Origin of the sequence: Clostridium omnivorum (assembly GCF_026012015.1) — a bacterium.
In the GTDB taxonomy this organism is placed as follows: Bacteria; Bacillota; Clostridia; order Clostridiales; family Clostridiaceae; genus Clostridium_AX; species Clostridium_AX omnivorum.
Map to the genome: position 1 here is coordinate 2351579 of NZ_BRXR01000001.1, position 23199 is coordinate 2374777.

General features: G+C 33.4%; 22 protein-coding genes. 16 read left to right on the forward strand and 6 right to left on the reverse strand.

From position 1 onward, the window contains the following. The first annotated feature begins 488 nt into the window (after positions 1-488). The 8 genes from bsdE14_RS11280 to bsdE14_RS11315 all read left to right on the forward strand — a co-directional run bounded on the left by bsdE14_RS11280 (position 489) and on the right by bsdE14_RS11315 (position 9376). Complete coding sequence (locus tag bsdE14_RS11280; RefSeq protein WP_264850035.1) at positions 489-1211, forward strand: HD domain-containing protein; 723 nt, start codon at positions 489-491, stop codon at positions 1209-1211. A 287-nt stretch (positions 1212-1498) separates the two neighbouring features. Further along, positions 1499-2143: a fructose-6-phosphate aldolase gene (gene fsa / locus bsdE14_RS11285; RefSeq protein ID WP_264850036.1), complete on the forward strand. Its 645-nt coding sequence runs from the start codon at positions 1499-1501 to the stop codon at positions 2141-2143. 666 nt (positions 2144-2809) lie between these two features. Continuing rightward, positions 2810-3268 (forward strand): hypothetical protein, encoded by a 459-nt coding sequence (locus tag bsdE14_RS11290; RefSeq protein ID WP_264850037.1) that lies wholly within the window; start codon positions 2810-2812, stop codon positions 3266-3268. Between the two features lie 98 nt (positions 3269-3366). After that, positions 3367-4224 carry a MurR/RpiR family transcriptional regulator gene (locus bsdE14_RS11295; protein WP_264850038.1) on the forward strand — a complete coding sequence of 286 codons (858 nt, stop codon included), beginning with the start codon at positions 3367-3369 and terminating at the stop codon, positions 4222-4224. 227 nt (positions 4225-4451) lie between these two features. Next, entirely contained in the window at positions 4452-5975 is a 1524-nt protein-coding gene (gene gntK, locus bsdE14_RS11300) for a gluconokinase (RefSeq protein WP_264850039.1), read from the forward strand. Positions 5976-6024: 49 nt separating this feature from the next. Further along, on the forward strand, positions 6025-7341 hold the full coding sequence (gntT, locus tag bsdE14_RS11305) for a gluconate transporter (RefSeq protein WP_264850040.1): 1317 nt from the start codon (positions 6025-6027) through the stop codon (positions 7339-7341). 123 nt (positions 7342-7464) lie between these two features. Then, positions 7465-8361 carry a phosphogluconate dehydrogenase (NAD(+)-dependent, decarboxylating) gene (gnd, locus tag bsdE14_RS11310; RefSeq protein WP_264850041.1) on the forward strand — a complete coding sequence of 299 codons (897 nt, stop codon included), beginning with the start codon at positions 7465-7467 and terminating at the stop codon, positions 8359-8361. Between the two features lie 223 nt (positions 8362-8584). Beyond that, positions 8585-9376 (forward strand): VIT1/CCC1 transporter family protein, encoded by a 792-nt coding sequence (locus bsdE14_RS11315; RefSeq protein WP_264850042.1) that lies wholly within the window; start codon positions 8585-8587, stop codon positions 9374-9376. A gap of 137 nt (positions 9377-9513) precedes the next feature. Here the strand turns inward: bsdE14_RS11315 and bsdE14_RS11320 are convergent, their stop codons facing one another. Both bsdE14_RS11320 and bsdE14_RS11325 read right to left on the reverse strand, forming a co-directional pair. After that, positions 9514-9882, reverse strand: coding sequence for an HsmA family protein (locus bsdE14_RS11320; protein WP_264850043.1), 369 nt, complete (start codon positions 9880-9882; stop codon positions 9514-9516). Between the two features lie 169 nt (positions 9883-10051). Continuing rightward, complete coding sequence (locus bsdE14_RS11325; protein ID WP_264850044.1) at positions 10052-10615, reverse strand: TetR/AcrR family transcriptional regulator; 564 nt, start codon at positions 10613-10615, stop codon at positions 10052-10054. Positions 10616-10904: 289 nt separating this feature from the next. Here bsdE14_RS11325 and bsdE14_RS11330 point away from each other — a divergent pair, with 289 nt between their 5' ends. The 8 genes from bsdE14_RS11330 to add all read left to right on the forward strand — a co-directional run bounded on the left by bsdE14_RS11330 (position 10905) and on the right by add (position 20058). After that, complete coding sequence (locus bsdE14_RS11330) at positions 10905-11423, forward strand: DUF1097 domain-containing protein (RefSeq protein ID WP_264850045.1); 519 nt, start codon at positions 10905-10907, stop codon at positions 11421-11423. 336 nt (positions 11424-11759) lie between these two features. Further along, complete coding sequence (locus tag bsdE14_RS11335; RefSeq protein ID WP_264850046.1) at positions 11760-12785, forward strand: LacI family DNA-binding transcriptional regulator; 1026 nt, start codon at positions 11760-11762, stop codon at positions 12783-12785. Positions 12786-13062: 277 nt separating this feature from the next. Next, positions 13063-13881 (forward strand): purine-nucleoside phosphorylase, encoded by an 819-nt coding sequence (locus bsdE14_RS11340; protein WP_264850047.1) that lies wholly within the window; start codon positions 13063-13065, stop codon positions 13879-13881. Positions 13882-13898: 17 nt separating this feature from the next. Further along, a complete protein-coding gene (locus bsdE14_RS11345) occupies positions 13899-15224 on the forward strand; it encodes a pyrimidine-nucleoside phosphorylase (protein WP_264850048.1) in 1326 nt (441 codons plus the stop codon). Between the two features lie 46 nt (positions 15225-15270). Next, positions 15271-16812: an ABC transporter ATP-binding protein gene (locus bsdE14_RS11350; protein WP_264850049.1), complete on the forward strand. Its 1542-nt coding sequence runs from the start codon at positions 15271-15273 to the stop codon at positions 16810-16812. Next, a complete protein-coding gene (locus bsdE14_RS11355; RefSeq protein WP_264850050.1) occupies positions 16805-17914 on the forward strand; it encodes an ABC transporter permease in 1110 nt (369 codons plus the stop codon). Before bsdE14_RS11350 ends, bsdE14_RS11355 begins: the two co-directional genes overlap by 8 nt. Further along, entirely contained in the window at positions 17907-18839 is a 933-nt protein-coding gene (locus tag bsdE14_RS11360; protein ID WP_264850051.1) for an ABC transporter permease, read from the forward strand. The genes bsdE14_RS11355 and bsdE14_RS11360 overlap by 8 nt, the downstream gene beginning before the upstream one ends. Before the next feature lie 184 nt (positions 18840-19023). Then, the gene (gene add / locus bsdE14_RS11365; protein WP_264850052.1) at positions 19024-20058 is read left to right on the forward strand and encodes an adenosine deaminase; all 1035 of its coding nucleotides are present in this window, start codon (positions 19024-19026) and stop codon (positions 20056-20058) included. Positions 20059-20114: 56 nt separating this feature from the next. Here add and bsdE14_RS11370 read toward each other — a convergent pair whose 3' ends face one another. From bsdE14_RS11370 to bsdE14_RS11385, 4 genes are all read right to left on the reverse strand, one after another. Beyond that, the gene (locus tag bsdE14_RS11370; RefSeq protein ID WP_264850053.1) at positions 20115-20771 is read right to left on the reverse strand and encodes a DUF1292 domain-containing protein; all 657 of its coding nucleotides are present in this window, start codon (positions 20769-20771) and stop codon (positions 20115-20117) included. A gap of 11 nt (positions 20772-20782) precedes the next feature. After that, positions 20783-21433: a PspA/IM30 family protein gene (locus bsdE14_RS11375; RefSeq protein ID WP_264850054.1), complete on the reverse strand. Its 651-nt coding sequence runs from the start codon at positions 21431-21433 to the stop codon at positions 20783-20785. Between the two features lie 22 nt (positions 21434-21455). Next, complete coding sequence (locus bsdE14_RS11380) at positions 21456-22073, reverse strand: hypothetical protein (RefSeq protein WP_264850055.1); 618 nt, start codon at positions 22071-22073, stop codon at positions 21456-21458. Between the two features lie 473 nt (positions 22074-22546). Continuing rightward, entirely contained in the window at positions 22547-23197 is a 651-nt protein-coding gene (locus bsdE14_RS11385; protein WP_264850056.1) for a PspA/IM30 family protein, read from the reverse strand. Positions 23198-23199 lie beyond the last annotated feature (2 nt).

Sequence of the window (23199 nt, forward strand, 5' to 3'; positions counted from 1 at the left end):
TATAATTCAAATGTCAATATTTTTTTATAAAAATATACAAATTTTTACTAATGCTATAAACACTGATAAATCAAGGGATATAGAGAGCAAAAGTGTTGATTTATCAATGTTTAACTTACTTATATTGGAATAAATATGTTTTATTGCAGCTACAAATAAAATAGTAATAATATGGATAAAAGAAATATTTAATGTCGAAGGCTTGTACACTATTAACGTTTAGCTGTCTATAAGATATAATTATTCTTATAATTGATACAAAATGTAAATGAAATATCATAATAAAAACATAAAATTGGCTAAAAATATAATTAATTTAATTAAAATAGTATAAAATTTGCATAAAATATGGTAACCGATATGCAGCTATTGTAAAATTTAAGTAATTTTTTTAAGTAAAGGCTTTCATAATTCTGGTGTTAACTTTTTTTCTTTAACGTTATAATAAAAGAAATAAAATTCTAATATAAATAAAAGCGGGTGAATAAATGGGTTATTCTTTTGAAAAAAAAGCAGCTAATATAAATGTAAATCATATTTTTAACTATATAATGCAAAGCATTCATGATGATAGTGCTGGAATAATTTTTGAAATTTGGGATAAAGAAAATGTTCTAATTGAATTGTTGCCCTATATGAACGAATTAAAGACTGTAGGAAAGTGCAAGTACCATATAGATGATGCCTTCACACATATGAATTATGTATATAAGAATTTTAAGGCATTTTTGAGAGGAGAAATTATTATAAGAGGAATAAGCAATGAAATGTTCAGCAGGAGTATTAGTGGTTTTTCAATTGGGGATTATATGTCTCTTGCAGCTTTTACTCATGATATAGGAAAATATAGGGCTTATAAAAATATAGGGGATAGTGTAAGCTTTAAGAATCATGAATTTTTTGGAGCTGAAATAATGGAGGAAGTGTGTACTAAGTACAATTTTCCAAGCGAAGCTAAGAATTTAATTATAAATTGTATACAGGCTCATATGTATCCTCTTAATATAAGTAAAAGTGATAAGAGCGAACTAATAATGAAGGAGTTTTTTGAAAAATATAAGGAATATGTTCCATATATATTAGTATTAGCTTATTGTGACTTGGAAGGAAAGAGATTATATGAGAATAAAATAGAAGAGAAAAATCACTATAGAAAATTGATAGAAAAAATATTTTTTGAGTATAGCACAATTATGAATAGTATAGATTAAAAACTATAGATATCACATATAGCATTAGGATATTGATATTAATGTATGGTTATATCTAATGATAGTAGTTGTAAAGAGGTCTAAATAGCATATGTAATATATTTAATGTTACCAATATTACAAGGTTTAAAAGCCTAATAATGGTCATACTAAATTTGAAAAAAAAAAGTACCATGATATAATATGCATAAGTAATGTAAAAGATTACGGACTCAAAAGGGGTAACATGCCGATGGGAATAGGCATGAATAAGTTACACAGTGTGACCAGTGAAAGGAGAAAAGAGTATGAAAATTTTTATTGACACCGCTAATGTAGACGAAATTAGAAAGGCTGCAGCTTTAGGGGTTTTAGATGGAGTTACAACAAATCCATCATTAATAGCTAAAGAAGGAAGAGATTTAAAAGAGGTTATTGAAGAAATATGTGGAATAGTTGATGGACCTATAAGTGCAGAAGTTATAAGTCTTGAAGCTGATAAGATGGTACAAGAAGGAAGAGAACTGGTAAAACTACATAAAAACATAGTTATAAAAATACCTATGTGTGAAGAGGGATTAAAAGCTGTTAGTGTACTTTCCAAAGAAGGAATAAGGACTAATGTTACTTTAATATTCTCAGCACAACAAGCTCTTCTTGCAGCAAAAGCTGGAGCTAGCTTTGTAAGTCCATTTATGGGAAGACTTGATGATATAGGAAATGGTGGAATTCAAGTTATAGAAGATATAGCTCAAATATTTGACTACTATGGATTAAATACAGAAATAATATCAGCAAGTATAAGAAATCCAATGCACGTTCTAGATGTTGCAAAGGCAGGATCACATATAGCAACTATACCTTATGGTGTTATCATGCAAATGATAAAGCACCCACTAACAGATGCAGGTATAGCTAAATTTATGGCTGATTATAATAAGTCACAAAAGTAATAAATTTAGTTTGTTTTAAAATTCTAAGTTTTTTATGATAATAAATTTAGTGATAGAGAAGAAAAAGAGAAAGTATTTTCTCTTTTTTTTTAATGTACCAATTTTGGGACAATTAAAGTAGTATAAATAAGACATGGGTAAAAACGTACTCGTGTCTTTATTTTTTTAACAGATTTATTGAATGAATTAAAAAATTTTTGTTGAGTAAAGGAATTAAAAAAAATATAAAATAATTTACATAATATGGATTGAGCTGTCTGAAGATAATAAATAAATGAAGGCATAAAAGGTAGAAAACATTAACTATTCCACAAACTATTAAACAAGTTATCAACAAGTTAATTGTGGATAATGTTAATAAAAAAATTGTCTGTTGAAGGGAGGATAAGTAAATCAAGTGTTAATAGTTATCCACAAAAACTGTGTATAAAAATTGCAAAACTGTGGACAAGTGTGGAATAATGTGAACAAATTGATGCTTTGAAAGGAATTATGTGCATAACTTCATTTTTTTGAATAATAAAAATGTCGAAAATTATGTAAAAAAAGCGTACGAAAATAATTGAATGCGAACATGAGTTTGCATTACAATGAAAACACGGCAAGGAATTATAGGATAGAATTATAGAAATAAGATACAAGAGGATTAATAAAGGGGGCGAAAATATGAATTGTGAATACATTGAAAAATTGCAAGGTGCTTGTGCTTTTATACCATGTTATTTAAAGGGAAAAGGAAAGGCTACAAAAATTTGTTATATAGATGGCAGGGAAGAATATATAGGATATTCCATAGACAAAACAATGAAAGATTATTGTGCCATAAATTTAAAGAGCTTAGATAGTATTAAAATAATGTGTAGAAAAATAACTGGTAAGAAGTCCTTAACTCCTCTTTATGTTCAAAAGGATGTAATATTCATACCAGTAAAAACTTTGAAGCCTATAGATAGAGGAGATAAGTGTATAGGATATGTTAATATCAATTTTATTGAAGATATGGATTTAGAAGAGGGAATTTTAAGTCTAGAAGGAGGGCAAAGCGTTTTCTATCTAGAAAAGTCTGAAACAATAAAGAAGAGAATTGCTGATTGTGCATTGATAAAGAAAAAAATTCGAAGGTAAACAGGAAAAAAATTGCTACTTAGTGTTATAATATATGATATCATTGAAGACTACTGAACTTTTGTTCAGAACTGTAAAAGAAAGGCAGGAGGAGAGTAATGCCTAGGCAGAGTAGCAAGGGATGTCTTGACAGAATTAGGGAAACATACAGCTCTTTAAATGGTGCAGAAAAAAAGGTTGCAAAATATATTTTAGATAATCCTAAGGATATTATACATTTTTCAATAACGGAACTGGCTGAGCATAGTGGAGTAAGTGAGGCCACTGTTTTTAGACTATGTAATAGGTTAGGGTATAAAGGGTATCAGGAGCTTAAGATTAATTTAGCTGGTGATATTGTAGGGCCTATGGAGAACATTTACGAGGAAATTAGCGAAGATGATGATATGTATATTATAATGCATAAGATACTGAAATCTAACGTTAATAGTATTGAGAGTACGATGAAAATCAATAAAAGTGAAACTATTGATGAGGCAGTAAACTTAATACTAAATGCAAAACAGCTTTTATTCTTTGGAATGGGTGGGTCAGGTGCAATCGCTGAAGACGCATATCATAAGTTTATCAGAACTGGAATTAGGTGTGCTGTGAATACGGATTCTCACTATCAGGCAATGCTGGCTTCCATGGCAGGTGAAAAAGATATTATTATAGCTTTTTCAAATTCAGGAAGTAACAAAGAGTTGATAGAATCTATTGAAATTGGTCGTAAAAATGGTGCTAAGATTATTTCGGTAACTAGTAATGCAAAATCTCCATTAACAAAGGTGTCTGATGTAGTTTTAGTGTGTTTTGGTAATGAATCCATGTTTAGAAGTGAAGCTATGGAATCAAGAATAACTTCTCTTATATTGGTAGACTGCATGTATATAGGGGTTGCTCTTAAGAGAAAAGAAGAGACCCTTACTAATTTGAAAAAAATAAGGCAGGGGATTGCTGTAAAAAGATTTTAAAACGGTACAAATTTCGTATCGTTTTTTTATTTAAAAAAATAATTTTCATATTGCATTTTATAAAGGACATGTTATAATAAATTTAAAGAAAATTTTTTTCATAATTAGGTTTAAAAAAATAACAATTATTCGAAATATGAAAATAATTTTCTGAATATGGTTTATAATTTAGATAAACTTAATTATAAGAGATATTAGGTTTATACATTATTAAAGGAGGGGGTAGCGTGAAGTATATAGTGGGTGTAGATATTGGGACTACAAGCACTAAATCTATTGCCTTTGATTTGAAAGGCAATGTAATTACTAAAAAGAATATAGAGTATCCTATTCTAAACCCAGAGCCATCTTGGAGTGAACAGGAACCAGATGAAATGCTTTCAGCTGTAGTTGAATCCATAAAACATGTGGTAGCTGAAAACGATGCCAGGGGAAATAAGCTAATAGGAGTGAGCTTTAGTTCTGCTATGCACAGTGTAATAGCTGTGGATGAAAAAGGAAAGACTTTAACAAACTGCATAATTTGGGCAGATACAAGAAGTAAAGAATACGCTGAAAAAATTAAAAGTAGTGAGTTAGGCCATGAAATTTACATGAAAACAGGTACTCCGATTCACCCTATGTCTCCTTTATGCAAGCTTTGCTGGATGAAGGATAATGCAAAGGATATCTTTGAGAAAGCGTATAAATTTATATCCATAAAAGAATATATATTTTATAAATTTTTCAATGAATATGTTGTTGACTATTCAATAGCTTCTGCTACAGGACTTTTTGACATATATGAGTTGGGGTGGAATAAAAAGGCTCTTGATTTAGCTGGCATAAGCGAAGATAAGCTTTCAAGGCCTGTATCAACAACTGAAGTGATTAAGGGTATGAGAAGTGAGTATGCTGATTATATGGGGATAGACGTTAATACTCCATTTATACTGGGAGCAAGTGATGGATGTCTTGCGAATTTAGGTGCAAATGCTATAAAACCTGGGGACGCAGCTGTTACCATTGGTACTAGTGGTGCCATAAGGATAATATCAGACAAGCCTAAAAATGATGAGGCAGAAAGAATATTCAGCTATATACTCACTGAAAATCACTATGTTTTAGGTGGACCTGTAAATAATGGAGGAATTATTTTTAGATGGTTTAGAGATAATTTTTCACCACTTGAGATAGAAACTGCAGAAAAAATAGGCATTGATCCTTATGAATTGCTTACAACTCAGGCATCAAAAGTAGAACCAGGTGCAAACGGGCTGATATTTCTCCCTTATCTTCTAGGAGAAAGAGCTCCGCATTGGGATGCTAATTCAAAAGGGGTATTCTTTGGAGTAAATATAACCCATAAGAGAGAGCATTTTTTAAGAGCTGTACTGGAAGGTGTTATTTATGGAGTTTATGATGTAGGAAGAGCTTTGGAGGAAACTACGGGAAGTATAGATACTATATATGCTACAGGAGGTTTTGTACGTTCTCAGCTCTGGGTACAGATGATGGCAGATGTATTTAATAAGAAAGTGGTGATAGCTGAAAGCTATGAAAGCTCATGTTTAGGGGCAGCAGTTTTGGCAATGAAGGCTTTAGGAGAAATTGAAGCTGTAGAACAGGTTGAAAAGCTGGTACCTATATCCAAGATATTTATGCCTAATAGAGAAAATCATGAAAGATACATGAAAAATTTTGAGATATACAGAAGATTATATTCAAAGCTTAAAGATGAGTTTGTGAATATTGAAATGTTACAAAAATAATTAGTTCGTGGGGAAGTTTAACTTTAAAAAATAAAAGGAGGAATATATTATGCCTTTATTTATAGTGGCTATTGGGGTTGCCTTGTTATTATTATTAATGATTGGTTTTAAATTAAATGGATTTATATCACTAGTTTTAGTTTCGCTAGTAGTAGGTATTATGGAAGGAATGCCTATACAAAATGTTGTTAATTCAGTTAAAAATGGTGTTGGCGGTACCTTGGGAAGCTTGGCTCTTATCCTTGGCTTTGGTGCAATGTTAGGTAAGCTTATGGCTGAAAGTGGGGCGGCTCAAAGAATTGCTGTTACACTAATAGACAAGTTCGGTAAAAAGAGAATTCAATGGGCTGTAGTTATTACAGGATTTATTGTAGGTATAGCTCTTTTCTATGAAGTTGGATTTGTACTTCTAATTCCTCTTGTATTTACTATTGCAGCATCTGCCGATATACCACTATTATACATTGGTGTACCTATGGCAGCTGCTTTATCAGTAACTCACGGCTTTTTGCCACCACACCCAGGTCCTACAGCGATAGCTGGGGTTTATAAAGCCGATTTAGGAAAGACTTTATTATATGGTATAGTTTTAGCAATACCAACCGTTATTATAGCTGGACCTCTATTTACTAAATTTTTAAAAAATATGGAACATCCAATTCCAACAAATCTATACAATCCAAAGATATTCAAAGATGAAGAAATGCCTGGCTTTGGAGTTAGTATATTCACAGGATTAATACCAGTTATACTTATGGCTATAGCAGCATTTGCTAATATGTATCTGCCAGCTAAGTCACAAGTAAGATTGATTTCAAACTTTATTGGGGATCCAGTAATAGCTCTATTAATATCTGTTTTAGTTGCAATATTTACTTTTGGCTTAAACACAGGAAAGAAAATGCCTGAAGTTATGAAAATAGTTTCTGAATCAATCGCATCAATTGCTATGATACTTCTTATAATTGCTGGTGGTGGTGCCTTTAAACAGGTGCTTATAGATAGTGGAGTTGGAAAGTATATAGCAACTGTTATGACAGGAAGTAAACTTTCACCACTTGTACTTGCATGGCTTATAGCAGCTATTTTAAGATTAGCTCTTGGATCAGCAACTGTTGCGTCCATGACTGCAGCAGGAATAGTTGCACCATTAATAGCAGCAACAAATGTTAGCCCAGAGCTAATGGTTATAGCTACAGGTGCAGGAAGTCTTATTTTCTCACACGTAAATGATCCTGGATTCTGGATATTTAAAGAATATTTCAACTTAAGCATACCAGAAACTTTAAAATCTTGGTCTGTAATGGAAACTATAATATCTGTTTCGGGATTGATTGGAGTTTTACTTGTAAACATGTTACTATAATTATTATAAAAATTTAACAATATATTGAAGATTATAAAGTTATATATAGCTTTAAAGCAGCAATTCAGTTTGAATTATGAGAGCTGCTAGGTTGCTCAGTTTTTCAGGAAGGGAGATAAAGCAATGAATATAGGACTCGTAGGACTAGGAAAAATGGGTTATAATTTAGCCTTAAATCTAATAAGGAATAATCACTCTGTAGTAGCTTATGACTGCATCAGTGAAAATGTGGATAATATATGTAAGGAAGGTGCAAAAGGGGCGTATACCTTGGAGGAAATGGTAAGAGCTCTATTCCATAAGCGTGTAATATGGCTTATGGTTCCTGCAGGAAAAATAGTAGATGATGTAATTGATGAATTAGTACCTCTCATAGAACCTGGAGATATTATTATAGACGGAGGTAACTCCAACTATAAGGACTCTATAAGAAGATATAAGAAGTTAAAAGAAAAGGGTATAGAGTTTATTGACTGTGGAACTAGCGGCGGAACTAGCGGAGCACTTAATGGCGCATGCACTATGATAGGTGGAGAAAGAGATTCTGTAGCTTATTGTGAGGAAATATTTAAGGATATTTCTGTTGAAAATGGTTATCTTCATGTAGGCGAGCCTGGAAGTGGACATTTTACGAAAATGGTCCATAATGGAATTGAATATGGAATGATGCAAGCCATAGCAGAAGGTTTTGAGGTTCTTGAAAAATGTGAGTTTAATATAGACTATGAAAAGGTTGCTAAGGTTTGGAATAATGGCTCAGTAATAAGAAGCTGGCTTATGGAGCTTACAGAATCAGCATTTTCTAAGGATAAGAATTTAGAGGCCATTAGAGGTGTAATGAATTCTTCCGGAGAAGGAAAGTGGACACTTGAAACAGCACTTGATTTAGGTGTTCCAACACCAGTTATAGCAATGTCTATCATGATGAGATATAGATCACTTCAAGAGGACACTTTTTCAGGAAAGGTAGTGGCTGCTCTAAGAAATGAGTTTGGTGGGCACAGCGTAGAAAGAACATAAAGCTATGTATTTTATTAATAAATAAAATATAAGGAATATCTATTTTATAGAATTGTTTCTATATCCACACTTGGGAATAATAAAATAAGAGTAATATTATTAACATGCCTTTACTATTAATTATAAGGGCATGTTCTTTTTTTAATATAGTACTTTATTTATATGAGAAAGATGTGTTAAAATATTATTAGGAAATAATTATTATTCATGGGAGGGTTTTGAAATGATTACTAGAAATCTAGATAAAGCTAGAGATGCATTTAAAAATAAGAATATAGAAGCTTCAGTTAAAGCTCACCAGCACAAAAATGTAAGGGCAGAAGAAAGGCATAGTGCTGCAGGTCAATATATAAAGAGTTTAGTGTATGGAGGCCTAGATGGAACAATTACTACTTTTGCAGTGGTAGCAGGAGTAGCAGGAGCAGCACTTTCACCTGGGATAGTCCTAATTATGGGATTTGCAAATCTAATAGGTGATGGTCTGTCCATGGCTATGGGGGATTATTTAAGCACTAAATCCGAAATGGAGTATCAAACGGCGGAAAGGGAGAGAGAAACTTGGGAGGTACAAAATTACCCAGAGGGAGAAAAGCTAGAATTAATGGAGCTGTACATAAATAAAGGGATGGATAAGGAAGATGCTAAAATCGTAACGGATATAATATCCAAGAATAAAGAAGCATGGGTTGATATCATGATGGTGGAGGAGCTTGGAATAATAGAGGAGAAAGAATCACCAATAAAAAATGCGTTAGTAACCTTTGCATCATTTTTAGTATTCGGATTTATTCCTCTTATAACTTATGTGGTTTCCAAACTAATACCTGGCCGTGGAATGAATTTGTTTGTAGCATCCAGTGTATTGACCGCAGCAACTCTATTTACTTTAGGAGCCTTAAAGGTTAGAGTAACAGGTAGGAATTGGATTGTTTCAGGTCTTGAAATGCTGCTAGTTGGAGGACTTACAGCAGCGGCAGCTTATGGCATTGGCACATTGCTTTCGGGAGTAGCGTAAGATTTAAAGAAACATGAAGATATTAATAAACCCCATGATTTTCAAGAAAATCATGGGGTTTATTAATATCTTAAAATGTATTGAAATAGCCTGGGTTTATAATTTTACCTAGGCTATTTATTTTACATATTATAGTACTATCTAGCCATTCCGAAGATAGCTCCTGATAGAAATGGAATTAGCCATATAACCCAAACAACTATGCTGAATTTATGGAAATTAGCTTTTGATTTTTCATCACCCTTCACTAAAACAGCTGTAGCCCATGCTGCGTGGAAAAGCATTAATACAATAGCTAAAAGACCAGTGATTCCATGAAAATTAAGTTCAAAGCCTTTGCCGGCTATCTTGCTCATAACGGTAGTTCCAAGAGTATCAAAGGTTAACCCTACATAAAATATTGCAGTGTGCCACTTTTTTAGTACTCCTTGTTTCTTTTCACTCCATACCCCTATGGTATAGAAAACTAAAGCTAGATTGATAAAAACTATTGCGTAGATTAACATAATAAAACCCTCCATTTATATTTATATTTTTTAATTGATAGATTTGTGATTTTATAAGAATTCAAAAGGTGATACTGCTGGTTTGCTAGAGGCTATAGAGAACCTTCAATAGTATCAAATGAACATTGTTCATTTGCGTTCATTTAAAAATCATATCATTTGATATGATTTAATTTAATAACTGTTTAAGGAATTTTTCAAAGGATAAATAATCAAAAAAGGGCATTTGTATCATTGTCATAAAATTCATAGCGATAAACTTTGCAGTTTCATAAGAATCAAGTTTAAGGTTTATTGCAGAATCTTTTTTGCTTGCTTCACTAATAAGCAAAGCTTCAAACCTTTTAATCAAGCCTTCAAAATATACATATTCTCTCTCTACACCTGTTTCTACAAATTCGGGAGTTGCATAAAACTCAGGTCTTAACCACATTTTCTTAAATTTTTTTGTAAAGTGATCTAAATTTATGAAAATATCATTTAGCTTTACATAAAAATCTCTTTTTGAATTAATTATTTTATCTAGTAAGAGAAAGTATTCCTCCCAGTACCCCTCCATCATTGCCATTACCAAGTCTTTTTTTGTGGGGTAATAATTGTATATTGTACCTAGAGCAATATCGCAGGCTTTAGCAACATTTCTCATGCTCAGCTTTGAATATCCTTCATGAATAAGTATTTCCTTTGATTTTTCCAAGATTAATTGTTTAGGATTTTCAATAATTCTAGACAACTGCAGCACCTCGATTCAATCATCTGAACACTGTTCATTATATTCTTATAGATTACTTTTGTCAACATAAATTTTTTAGAAAGTTTAAATAGAAAAGTGTAGCAGAATTAAATAAATTTTCAAAACGTTTACTAATATTTCTATTGAAATATTTAAAAAAATATTATAACATTATTATTACAACGGATTTTTTCTATTAGATTACAATGAAGTTTGAAAACTTAATAATGCGTAGAAGAGGCATAAAGGTTTTTATCTTTTGAACTCTTGGAGAGATAAGGAGGATATTATGAAGAAATTTACAGCTATAGGTGTTAGCAGTGGTGTTGTTGCTGGCATATGGGCTGGAGTTAGTATGTCTCTAGGACTTGGAACTTTTGCGGGATTTTTAGCTTGGTCTTCTTATTTTGCAGTAGGCGGAGGTAAAAAGGGCATAAAAGCAGGTCTTATTGCAAATTTATGTGGTATCTGTTGGGGGCTTGCGGAGGCTAAGCTAACAGCGGTTTTGGGACCTTATGTAGGAAATATTCTTGCAGCTGCACTAGCCACAGGAATTGGATCAGCAGTAATATGTTGGCAGTCAAAGATTGATTTGCTAAAGTTTATTCCAGGGACCTTTATTGGATGTACAGCATTCTTTGCCACTAACTTAAACTTCAAGCTTACTATAATCTCTATGATTATTGGTTCTTTACTTGGGTATGTTTCAGATATTCTTGTAAATGTACTTGCAAAGGAAGAAGAAGCTGAAGAAACAAAAGTATTTCAGATTAAAAGAGGAGCTCTTTTAAAGAAATATATGAAATAGAAGGTTTAGTAAGGTGATATAAAAATCACGTTTTTTTAAAGCGAAATGTGAAAGCGCTTACCTAATTTTCATATACCATATATTTCATTTAATGACAATGATATAAATAAAAAATATGAAAAAGCAGTAGGAGTAAAACATAATACAGCGTTGAAAACGTGATGACTAGGATGTAAAAGCTTTTTGAAAATGCGAATAAATTATGGTTGAGTTTTGTAAACCAATGTTGTATAATAATTGTGTAAGCGTTCACATTTAGGACGAATTACATTGTGAAACTTGGTAAAGCTCTTCTCCATTGAGGAGTGTTTCCTAATTGCATGGGGAGGGTACAAAATGCCTGTAACTATTAATGATATTGCTAAAAAAGCAGGAGTTTCCTTAGCTACTGTGTCAAGAGTTTTAAATGATTCTGGATATGTAAAGCAGGAAACAAGAGAAAAAATTTTAAGTGTAATAAAGGAATTGAATTACACACCTAGTGCTATTGCTAGGAGCTTATCAACAAGCAAAACTAATACTATAGGTGTTATTGTTCCAGAGATAAGCAATCCTTTCTTTGGAGAAGTAATAAAGGGTATTAGTGATGTAGCTGATGAGAATGGACTTAATATAATACTATTTGACTCTAATGAAAGTATGGAAAAAGAAATAAAGGCACTTAAAGTGCTAAAAGAACAAAGGATACAAGGAATTTTAATAGCTTCTACTTCTGTTGAAGACAAATTCAATAGTGAGTATATTGTAACTATTGAAACTATGGGAATACCAATAGTACTTGTAGATGGACATGTTACTCATGCTAATTTTAGTGGAGTATTTGTGGACAACATAAAAGGTGCTTATGAAGGCACTGAGGCCCTTATTAAGGCAGGACATAAGAAAATAGGAGTTATAACTGGACGTATGAATTCCATACCAGCACAAGATAGATTACTTGGATATAAAAAGGCACTGACCATAAATAATATACCTATAAATGATAAGTATATTTTAACAGGTAATTATAAGCTGGAAACTGCATACAAGAAGATGAAAGAACTAATAAGGATGGAAGACAGGCCTACTGCCGTTTTTGCTTGCAGCAACATGATGACTATCGGTTGTATAAAAGCTCTTCAGGAAGAAAAGTTGAAGATTCCCGAGGATATGGCAATTCTGGGCTTTGATAAAAATGATGTGCTTGATATGTTAGGCATGAATATTAGTAATGTGGTAGGTCCTACTATAGAGCTTGGAAGAGCGAGTATGGAAATGCTAATTGAATATTTAAACCATAAGCACAGCAAGGAACTTAGGAGAATAACTCTTCTTCCAGAATTAGTTTTGAAAGGTTCTGAAAGATATATACCAAAGAAATAAATGTGAATTCTATTCACATTTTTAAAAAGCTTTGCTGTAAGCGCTTACAAGCCCAAAAGAGATAATTTTAATTGGATTTAAGATAGCATTCGTTGATTTTACTAGTGTTTTGTAACATGTTAAAGTATGACATCTTAAATTTAACATTCCCCCTCTTGTGTAAGCGCTTACTAATTTTTCATTCTAAAACAAATTAATACGTAGGTTTTTGGGAACTCTATAATTATTTAATAATTGAAAATATGAAATAATATGATTGATAAAAGGAGACATAACAATGGAATTACAGGATAAGATTGCTAAAGCAGCGGAATACATATTAGAGCAAACTAAGTATAAGCCAGAATTTGCTCTAATTTTAGGATCAGGTCTTGGAGACATAGCTGATCAAATAGAAGATGCAGAGTATTATGCATATGAAAACATCCCAGGATTTCCAGTTTCTACAGTTCAAGGTCATGCTGGAAGACTTGTAATAGGAAAGCTTGAAGGTAAAGTAGTAGTTGCAATGCAAGGACGTTTTCACTACTATGAGGGATACAAAATGCAGGATATTACATTGCCAGTTAGAGTTATGAAAAAGCTAGGTGTAGAGAAGCTAATAGTAACAAATGCAGCTGGTGCTGTTAATGAAGGTTTTAAACCAGGTGATTTAATGCTTATAAGTGATCACATAAACTATTCTGGGAACAACCCGCTTATGGGAAGAAACCTAGATGAATTTGGACCTAGATTCCCAGATATGTCTAATGCTTATGATAAAGCTCTAAGAACAGAGGTTAAGAGAATAGCGGATAGGCTTAACATAGAACTTCAAGAAGGTGTATATGCTATGTTTAGCGGACCTACTTATGAAACACCTGCAGAAGTTAGAATGGCTAGAATTATAGGAGCAGATGCGGTAGGAATGTCTACAGTGCCTGAGGTTATAATAGCTAATCACTGCGGCCTTAAAGTTATAGGAATTTCCTGTTTAACAAACATGGCAGCTGGAATACTAGATCAGCCTTTAAATCATAGTGAAGTTATTGAATACTCTAATAAAGCAAGAGAAAAGTTTATAACCCTTGTGAAAAACATAGTTAAAAATTTATAAGATGGAGGTGCTTCTTTATGAGAATGTATGATTTGATTATGAAAAAAAGAAATGGAATGGAACTTTCCACAGAAGAAATTAACTTTTTTGTAGATGGATATACAAAAGGTGCTATTCCTGATTATCAAGTTTCAGCATTAATGATGGCAATATATTTTCAAAAGATGAATAAGAGAGAGACTGCTGATTTAACTATGGCTATGGTAAATAGCGGAGAAACTATTGATTTATCAGCAATAAAAGGAAAAAAGGTTGATAAGCACAGTACTGGTGGAGTAGGCGATACTACAACTTTAATTCTTGGACCAATAGTTGCAGCTGCTGGAGTTCCAGTGGCAAAAATGTCTGGAAGAGGACTCGGACACACAGGTGGAACAATTGATAAGCTTGAGTCCTTTAAAGGATTTTCAGTAGAAATGCCTATAGAAAAGTTTGTAGAAGATGTAAATACTATAAAGATTTCTGTAGTAGGCCAAACAGCTAATTTAGCACCTGCTGATAAAAAGCTTTATGCTCTTCGAGATGTTACAGCAACTGTAGATAATCTTTCACTAATTGCTAGCAGTATAATGAGCAAGAAAATTGCAGCTGGCGCAGATGCAATAGTACTTGATGTTAAAACTGGAAGTGGTGCATTTATGAAAGAAGGAAACAGTGCCTTTGAACTTGCAAAGGAAATGGTTGATATAGGCAATAATGTTGGTAGAAATACAATAGGTGTTGTAACTGATATGGATCAACCACTAGGATTTGCAGTTGGTAATATATTAGAGGTTGAAGAAGCAATTGATACTTTAAGAGGACATGGTCCAAAGGATTTGACAGAACTATGTTTAACTTTAGGCTCCCACATGTTGGTACTTGCTGATAGAGCAGAAAATGCAGGAGAGGCTAGAAAAATTCTTCAAAATGTTATAAAATCAGGAGAGGGAATCAAAAAGCTTAAAGAATTTGTTACTGCTCAAGGCGGAGATGCTTCCTGTATAGATAATCCTGAGTTATTTGAAAAAGCTTCCATAATAGAACCAGTACTTGCACCACAAGATGGTTATGTAAAGGGTATAAAGGCTGATGATATTGGACTTGCAGCACTTGTTCTAGGTGCAGGTCGTGAAACAAAGGAAAGCCCAATAGATTTAGCAGTAGGAGTTGTACTACAAAAGAAGATAGGGGATTATGTAGCTAAAGGAGAACCAATAGCAATAATCCATGCAAATGACAAAGCTAAGAAGGAAGCAGCTGAAAAGATGATTATTGATGCCTTCAATATAACAAGCGAAAAGGTTGAGGCTAGAGCTCTTATAAGAGGAATTGTTACAAAGAACGGCATTGAAAAATATTAATTTTTTGAGCATTTAGTGAATCCATAAGAAATGTGAGGAGAGAACTATGGAAAAAATTATTGAAATGAAAGGTATAACTAAGGTTTTCCCTGGGACTGTAGCTAATGACGATGTAAATTTCGAGCTTCTTGGGGGAGAAACTCATGTTTTGCTTGGTGAAAATGGAGCTGGTAAAACTACTCTTATGAATGTCCTATATGGATTATACCAAGCAGAAAAGGGAGACATATTCGTTAAAGGACAGCTTGTAAAAATTATGAGTCCTAATGATGCTATAGCTCTAGGTATAGGTATGGTGCACCAACACTTTATGCTTGTACACAACTTTACTGTAGCAGAAAATATAGTATTAGGTTCTGAGCCAAAGCAAGGTTTAAAGCTAGACATGAAAAAGGCTATAAGAAATGTTGAAGAAATATCTAAGAAATATGGATTCAATATTGACCCTAATGCAGTAATAGAAGATATCTCAGTAGGACAGCAGCAAAAGGTTGAAATACTAAAGGCTCTTTATAGAGGAGCAGAAATACTAATTCTTGACGAGCCAACTGCGGTTTTGACACCACAAGAAATTATAGAACTTGGGGTTATAATTGATAACCTTAAGGCTGAAGGGAAATCAGTTATACTTATCACTCATAAGCTAAAAGAAGTTATGAGTATGAGTGATAGAGTTACAATAGTAAGAAGAGGTAAGGTAACTGGTACTGTTAAAACTAAGGAAACTTCTATAGACCAATTAGCAGAACTTATGGTAGGAAGAAAAGTTAATCTAGTAGTTGATAAGAAAACTGCTAAGATTGGAGCAGCAGTACTTGAAGTAGAAGGCTTAGTAGCTCTTGATCACCGTGGATTACCAGCTGTAAATGGTATTGACCTTGTAGTTAAACGTGGAGAGATTCTTGGTATAGCCGGTGTTGATGGAAACGGACAAAGCGAATTCGTTGAAGTACTAACTGGACTTAGAAAAGCTAAAGAAGGAAAGATAGTTCTTAACGGAAAAGATATTCTTAACAAGAACCCTGAGGAAATAAATAATGATGGAATGGGACATATTCCAGAAGATAGACATAAAAGAGGACTTATACTTAAGTATTCACTATTTGAAAATGCAATTTTAGGAATTCATAAAAACAAGCCTTTTAGTAAAGGTATAGTTATGAATTATAAAGCTATAAGAGAACATTGTAACAAGCTTATAAAAGAATTTGACGTAAGAACTCCAAATGATGAAGTTGCTGCATCTGCACTTTCAGGAGGAAATCAACAAAAATTAATAGTTGCTAGAGAAATATCTAAGGACCCAGAATTATTAATAGCTTCTCAACCCACAAGAGGTCTTGACGTTGGTGCTATAGAGTATATCCATGGAAGACTTGTACAAGAGAGAGATAATGGTAAGGGAGTACTACTTGTTTCACTAGAACTTGATGAAATTATGGCACTATCTGATAGAATAGCGGTTATGTATGACGGAAAGGTAGTAGCTGTACTTGATAGAAAAGATGCCACTGAGCATAAGCTGGGAATACTTATGGCTGGTGGAACTCTTGAAGAAGCAGAGAAAGAGGGGAAGAAAGTTGAGTAACGTTAAAAATGAAAAAAATAACGCTGCTTTAGAATCAATTAAAGCGGGATTAAAAAGCTTAGCCTTTCCTTTAGTTGCCATAATAATATCCATATTTGTAGCAGTATTCTTTGTTATGTGGGCTAAAGGATATTCAATACTTCAATATTTTTCAGCACTAAGTAATTTGTTCAGCATAATTTGGTCTGGAAGCTTTGGTGATGCTAGAAAGACTATGGCTACTTTAGAATATGTTACTCCATTAATATTTACTGGGGTAGCACATGCTATAGCATTTAAAACAGGTCTTTTCAACATCGGTGTTGAAGGACAATTTATAATGGGTATGATAGCTGCAGCAGCTATTGGTGTAATACCTGGACTTAGCCCTGTTATACACGTTCCACTAATAATCTTTGGTGGTATTCTTGCTGGAGGACTTTGGGCAGCAATACCAGGTTATCTTAAGGCAAAGGTTGGAACAAATGAAGTTATTAATACAATAATGATGAACTATATAGGTATGTACCTTGCAAACTGGATAATATTAAGATCTCCGCTTGCAGTTAAAGGTAAAGCAAGCACTCCATTAATACAAAAGAGCGCTGAGCTTTTTAGATTTAATGATTTAAGCAGAGCTAACATAAGTATATTTATAGGTATAGCTTTTGCACTACTAGCATACTGGATATTATGGAAATCAACTACTGGATACGAATTAAGAGCAGTTGGTATAAACCCATACGGAGCTGAATACGGTGGTATCAGCATAGCTAAGAACACTATACTTGCAATGGTCCTATCAGGAGCAATAGCTGGTGTTGGCGGAGCTACTCACGTAGCAGGTATATTCCATCAAGCTCAAGACTTCATGGGCTTTCCAGGCTTTGGCTTTGATGGTATAGCAGTTGCACTGCTTGCTAAGAGCAACCCAATAGGCTGTATAGCTTCAGCAGTACTGTTTGGAGCACTTAATAGCAGTTCTAAGATGCTTCAGTTAAATGGTATACCAAAGCAAATAGTATACTTAATTCAATCAATAGTAATTATTTTCGTAGCTACTGACTATATTGTTAAGTACTTCACTGAAAAGAAGAAGAAGGAGGCAATGATAAATGGGTAGTTTAAATTCAATAGCAGCTTTAATAGCCTCCACATTATGTTTTGCAACACCACTTTTATTTGCAGGACTTGGGGCAGTATTTTCTGAGAGATCAGGAGTTGTTAATATAGGTCTTGACGGTATGATGACAATGGGAGCTTTCTTTGCGGTATATGGTACATTCATTACTGGAAGCCCATTTGTAGGTTTAATATTTGCAGCTATTGCAGGGGGAGCCATTGCGGCAATCCATGCAGTGTTAAGTATAAACTTAAAAGCAGACCAGGTTGTATCTGGTACAGCAATAAACTTATTTGCAACAGCATTGTCCTCCTTCTTAATAGTTAAGCTATTTAACAAGGGTGGTCAGACAGACGGTGTTACACCATTCCCATACCATGTACCAGCAGGTATAGAAAAGATTCCTTTTATAGGAACAATACTTGCTAATATAAATTGGTTTGTTATATTAGCACTAGTGCTTGTTTATGTATCTCACTTTGTTTTATACAAAACACCATTAGGACTTAGAATACGTTCTGTTGGTGAACATCCAAAGGCAGCAGATACACTAGGAATTAATGTATATGCTATGAGATATTTATGTGTTATTTTATCAGGTGTTCTAGCTGGAATAGGAGGAGCTGCACTATCTATAGGTATAACTCCACTATACAGAGAAGGAATGGTAGCAGGTAGAGGATTTATAGCCCTAGCAGCACTTATCTTCGGTAACTGGAAGCCAGTAGGAACCTTAGGAGCATGCTTATTATTCGGATTTGCTGAAGCATTCCAAATAAAAGCACAAGGCTTTGGATGGAATCTACCAACTGAATTATATTCAAGCTTACCATACATCTTAACAATGCTTGCACTTTCAGGTTTCGTTGGTAAGACAACTCCTCCAGCGGCAGACGGTGCTCCATACGAAAAAGGACAGAGATAAGGGATAAGTAAGAGGTAAGAAGTAATAGGGAATAGATAATAGATTAAAATATGGACCGACCAGCATTCCACTAATAAAATTCTTGGCAAAGATGTTATCAAGAGAGGAAGTTGGTCGGCTTTATATAACTCTAAAATGGGTTACATATACGTAAAGGTTAAAAAATTTACTTGGAGTGATTTATTTGGAAGAGGGAAGAGTGCTTGATAAAATTCCTAAGGTAGAGCTCCACTATCATGTGGATGGCAGTGTGCGGCCTGAAACTATTCTAGAACTAGCTTTGAAGGAAAATGTTAAGCTTTTGGAAACTGAGCTTAGTAAGTTTAAAGCTTATGTTCAAGTGTCAGAGGAGTGTACTTCCTTAAAGGAATATCTTCAAAAGTTTGATTTAACTTTAGTGATTATGCAAAGAGAAGAAAACATAAAGAGAATTGTAATAGAGTTATTAGAAGATTTAGCTTCTCAAAATGTAAAATACGTAGAGCTTCGCTGTTCGCCATATTTATTTATGAAAGGCGGCCTTTCCTTTGAACAGGTCGTTGAGAGCATTTTATCTGGAATGATGGAAGGTAAGCAGAAGTTCAACATAAAGTCTAATTTAATTTTAATTTGTATGAGACACCATTCTCCAGAGGAGAGCGTAGAAGTGGTGAAAAAGGGTAAAAAATATATTGGAAAAGGTGTTGTAGCAGTGGATTTGGCTGGAAATGAAGCTGATTTTCCACCAGAGCTTCACAAAGAAGCCTTTAAGCTAGCGAAAGAATATGGCTATCATATTACTGTGCATGCAGGGGAAGTAGCTGCACCAAAGAATGTTATTACTGCAATAAAGGATTTATATGCTGAGAGAATTGGGCACGGAGTTTATGCTGAGAAGGATGAGGAAGCTTATAGATTGATTAGAGAGTGTGGAACTGCTGTTGAGGTGTGCTTAACAAGCAATGTTCAAACTCATGCAGTTGAGGCTATGGAAATGCATCCAATAAAAAGTTACTTTGAAAAGGGAATCAAAGTAACTATTAATACTGACAATACCACTGTGTCAAATACAAATCTTAAAAAAGAGTATGAAATATTAATAAATGAGTTCGGATTTTCAATGAAGGATATAAAAGCTGTAATAATGAATGCTGTGGATGCAAGTTTTCTTTCTGAAGAAGAAAAAAAGCAGCTTGCAGCAGAGGTTGAAAAAGAGTTTAAGCTTTTGAATATCCAGTAATATTATAAGGTGTGCGAAAAAAGAGGAACAGCTCAGAGTAGAGCTGCTCCTTTTTTTTATTCTGCTACATTTTGATAAGTTGATACTACAAAATCAAATTCTTCAGGGTCTGAAATTTCGCCATAGCTATCATCAGATATTCCTGGAACATAATATAAAACAAACTTCTCATCAGTTCTTCTATTATGAAGGATGATATACTTTTGCTCTCTCTCTACATCATGGAGAGTTGCAAGAACTTTAAAGTTATCAACCTCACCTGTATTGTCATTATTTAGCCTTAGATTCCAATTGTCGTGAAGGGTAACATTGATTTTATCGTGATCACAATAAGCTATTCTTGAATTAGGTCTGCAGCCTAGGCAGCCATCAAACTTATCGTGATTATGAGCACAGTTTATATATACACAATTCTTACAGTGCTCTAATTGGTTAAAGGTTTCAATATTGTCCTTCTTGTAGGAATTTAAAAGGTCTACAGTATTATCATCCTTAAAGAGGCCTAAAAGGCCTCCCTTTTTAGATGTTTCTCTTTCTGCAGCTTCAAGAAGATCGATATACTTCTTGAGTACGGGTAATTTATTAACATACTTTCTTTGATCTAGCTTATCTTTTTCAATAAAAGGACCAATGTTGTCTATAGCATAAGTTAAATCTACATATATTTTACCGTATTTGTCCTTTTCACTTTTTAAAAACTCTTCTCTATTCATGCTAGGTCACCTTAGTTTTGTTTATACTTTTTAAGTTCTTCGTCTAAATCAAACTCACCAAGCTTTTCGAATTCTTTATCTAAGGAGTTATCCTCTCTTAGGTCTCCAAGACCTTCAGCATAGGATTCCTTCTTTTGAATCTTTCTTTCAATATCATCCATATTTATTCTATTATTTTTAGTATCTACATTAGCTAGAATTTCGTTTACTTTACCTGTAGCTTCAGCATTGTTATATCTAGCAGCAGCTTCATCTCTGTATCTTCTAGTTTGTTCAATTTCATCCTCTAAATCTCTCAGCTTGTTCTTTACTGCATCAGCCTTTTGTTTAGCATCCACGTAACTAGCACTTAAGCTATTATAGGATTTGTCAGCTTCAAGCTTTCTTTCAAGAGCCTTTTTAGCTAATTCTTCATTGCCCTTACTCATAGCAAGTTTAACTTTTTCATCATAATCCTTTGATTCAGCTTTAGCAGCGTCCATCTTCTTTTCAATTTCGTGTGCATTACCAAGTATTTGAGCTGAGGAAAGCTTAGCTGTGTTTAAGCTCTCTTCCATATCTCTTATCTTTTGATCTAACAGCTCAATTGGATTCTCCATTTCGTCTATTGCGTTATTTGCCTTTGCTCTCATAATGTTTGATAATCTGTTGAAAATACCCATTTAATATTTTCCTCCTTAAATTTTAGAATCTTCTTTTTGATTTTTTAATAATGTTGTAAATTACTATTATGATAATTATTAATAGTATTAATTTAAATATGCCTCCTATGAAGCTTGTAGCACCATAAGCTGCTGTACCATACCAGCCGCTGTGAGTTCTTGACCCCCAAGGAATAGGGATTGGTATAGGAACATAGCTGTTTTTCTTACCACTGTTGTAACTGCTGGATGGTGGAGTAGTACTTTGTGAATTTGAACCAGAGGAACTCTTAGGTGTACCAAATATTCCTGACTTAAAACCTCCAGAAGAGGATTTTGAAGAGGAACTACTTCCAGAAGAACTGGAACTAGAACTAGAGCTTCCTGGCATAGATTTTGGAGTACTATAGCTTCCAGACTTAAAGCCTCCAGAGGATGACTTTGAGCTTGAGGAAGACTTTGAACTAGAACTTGATGACTTAAATCCCCCAGAGGATTTAAAGCCACCACTGCTTCCTCCCTTTGGTGCAGCATATACTACACTGCCGGATGGCCTCCCCGTAAGTATATTAATTACATCTGGTGTAAAAATATCTACAGATATAAATAGGAAAGCAAGTATTAAAGTCAATAAAAAGCGTTTTTTACTAATTTCTTTCACCCCCAAAGTTTTAGTGCTTTTATGCACCAAGCAGTTCTTTTTCAAAGTTTTTTAATGTTTAATATCCTAGCCTTCGATAGTTAATATTCATATTTATTAACCAAATCATGTATTTATTATATAGTATGTTATACCATATTACAAATTAAAAATAAACATGTTTATAGTAAAAGTAAACTGTTTAAGTCAAGTAATTCAATCAAACTTCTATTATCTCATTATTTCTTCAAATATCTTTGAATTGAACCACATAAATTTATAAATGTTAACTTATAATATAGTTTATTATAACTTATAATGTGTGAATATATAGGTCTTTAAAATTTAAAAAAATATCATTGCAAAGTGTTTATCAAAAAGGAGCAGCAGTAGCTACCCCTTTCTTCTACCTTAAATAAATGAATACTACAAAGAGCAATTCTTTATCGTCTGAAATCCCATTGTAGCTGTTTATATTAAAATATTAAGTAACCTTAGTTTTGTTTATATTTTTTAAGTTCTTCGTCTAAATCAAATTCTCCAAGTTTTTCAAATTCTTTATCTAAGGAGTTATCCTCTCTTAGGTCTCCAAGACCTTCAGCATAGGACTCCTTCTTTTGAATCTTTCTTTCAATATCGTCCATATTAATTCTATTGTTTTTAGTATCTACATTAGCTAGAATTTCGTTTACTTTACCTGTAGCTTCAGCGTTGTTATATCTAGCAGCAGCTTCATCTCTGTATCTTCTAGTTTGCTCAATTTCCTGCTCTAGATCTCTTAGCTTATTCTTTACAGCATCAGCCTTTTGCTTAGCATCTACATAACTAGCACTTAAGGCGTTATAGGATTTGTCAGCTTCGAGCTTTCTTTCAAGAGCCTTTTTAGCTAATTCTTCATTGCCCTTACTCATAGCAAGTTTAACTTTTTCGTCATAATCCTTTGATTCAGCCTTTGCAGCTTCCATCTTCTTTTCAATTTCGTGTGCATTACCAAGTATTTGAGCTGAGGAAAGCTTAGCTGTGTTTAAGCTCTCTTCCATATCTCTAATTTTTTGATCCAAAAGCTCGATTGGATTCTCCATTTCATCTATTGCGTTATTTGCCTTTGCTCTCATAATGTTTGATAATCTGTTGAAAATACCCATTT

Excerpts from the sequence above, each read along its gene's own strand:
- bsdE14_RS11280 (WP_264850035.1), top strand. The coding sequence starts at position 489 with ATGGGTTATTCTTTTGAAAAAAAAGCAGCTAATATAAATGTAAATCAT.
- fsa (WP_264850036.1), top strand. The coding sequence starts at position 1,499 with ATGAAAATTTTTATTGACACCGCTAATGTAGACGAAATTAGAAAGGCT.
- bsdE14_RS11290 (WP_264850037.1), top strand. The coding sequence starts at position 2,810 with ATGAATTGTGAATACATTGAAAAATTGCAAGGTGCTTGTGCTTTTATA.
- bsdE14_RS11295 (WP_264850038.1), top strand. The coding sequence starts at position 3,367 with ATGCCTAGGCAGAGTAGCAAGGGATGTCTTGACAGAATTAGGGAAACA.
- gntT (WP_264850040.1), top strand. The coding sequence starts at position 6,025 with ATGCCTTTATTTATAGTGGCTATTGGGGTTGCCTTGTTATTATTATTA.
- gnd (WP_264850041.1), top strand. The coding sequence starts at position 7,465 with ATGAATATAGGACTCGTAGGACTAGGAAAAATGGGTTATAATTTAGCC.
- bsdE14_RS11315 (WP_264850042.1), top strand. The coding sequence starts at position 8,585 with ATGATTACTAGAAATCTAGATAAAGCTAGAGATGCATTTAAAAATAAG.
- bsdE14_RS11320 (WP_264850043.1), bottom strand. The coding sequence starts at position 9,882 with ATGTTAATCTACGCAATAGTTTTTATCAATCTAGCTTTAGTTTTCTAT.
- bsdE14_RS11330 (WP_264850045.1), top strand. The coding sequence starts at position 10,905 with ATGAAGAAATTTACAGCTATAGGTGTTAGCAGTGGTGTTGTTGCTGGC.
- bsdE14_RS11335 (WP_264850046.1), top strand. The coding sequence starts at position 11,760 with ATGCCTGTAACTATTAATGATATTGCTAAAAAAGCAGGAGTTTCCTTA.
- bsdE14_RS11340 (WP_264850047.1), top strand. The coding sequence starts at position 13,063 with ATGGAATTACAGGATAAGATTGCTAAAGCAGCGGAATACATATTAGAG.
- bsdE14_RS11345 (WP_264850048.1), top strand. The coding sequence starts at position 13,899 with ATGAGAATGTATGATTTGATTATGAAAAAAAGAAATGGAATGGAACTT.
- bsdE14_RS11350 (WP_264850049.1), top strand. The coding sequence starts at position 15,271 with ATGGAAAAAATTATTGAAATGAAAGGTATAACTAAGGTTTTCCCTGGG.
- bsdE14_RS11360 (WP_264850051.1), top strand. The coding sequence starts at position 17,907 with ATGGGTAGTTTAAATTCAATAGCAGCTTTAATAGCCTCCACATTATGT.
- bsdE14_RS11370 (WP_264850053.1), bottom strand. The coding sequence starts at position 20,771 with ATGAATAGAGAAGAGTTTTTAAAAAGTGAAAAGGACAAATACGGTAAA.
- bsdE14_RS11375 (WP_264850054.1), bottom strand. The coding sequence starts at position 21,433 with ATGGGTATTTTCAACAGATTATCAAACATTATGAGAGCAAAGGCAAAT.
- bsdE14_RS11385 (WP_264850056.1), bottom strand. The coding sequence starts at position 23,197 with ATGGGTATTTTCAACAGATTATCAAACATTATGAGAGCAAAGGCAAAT.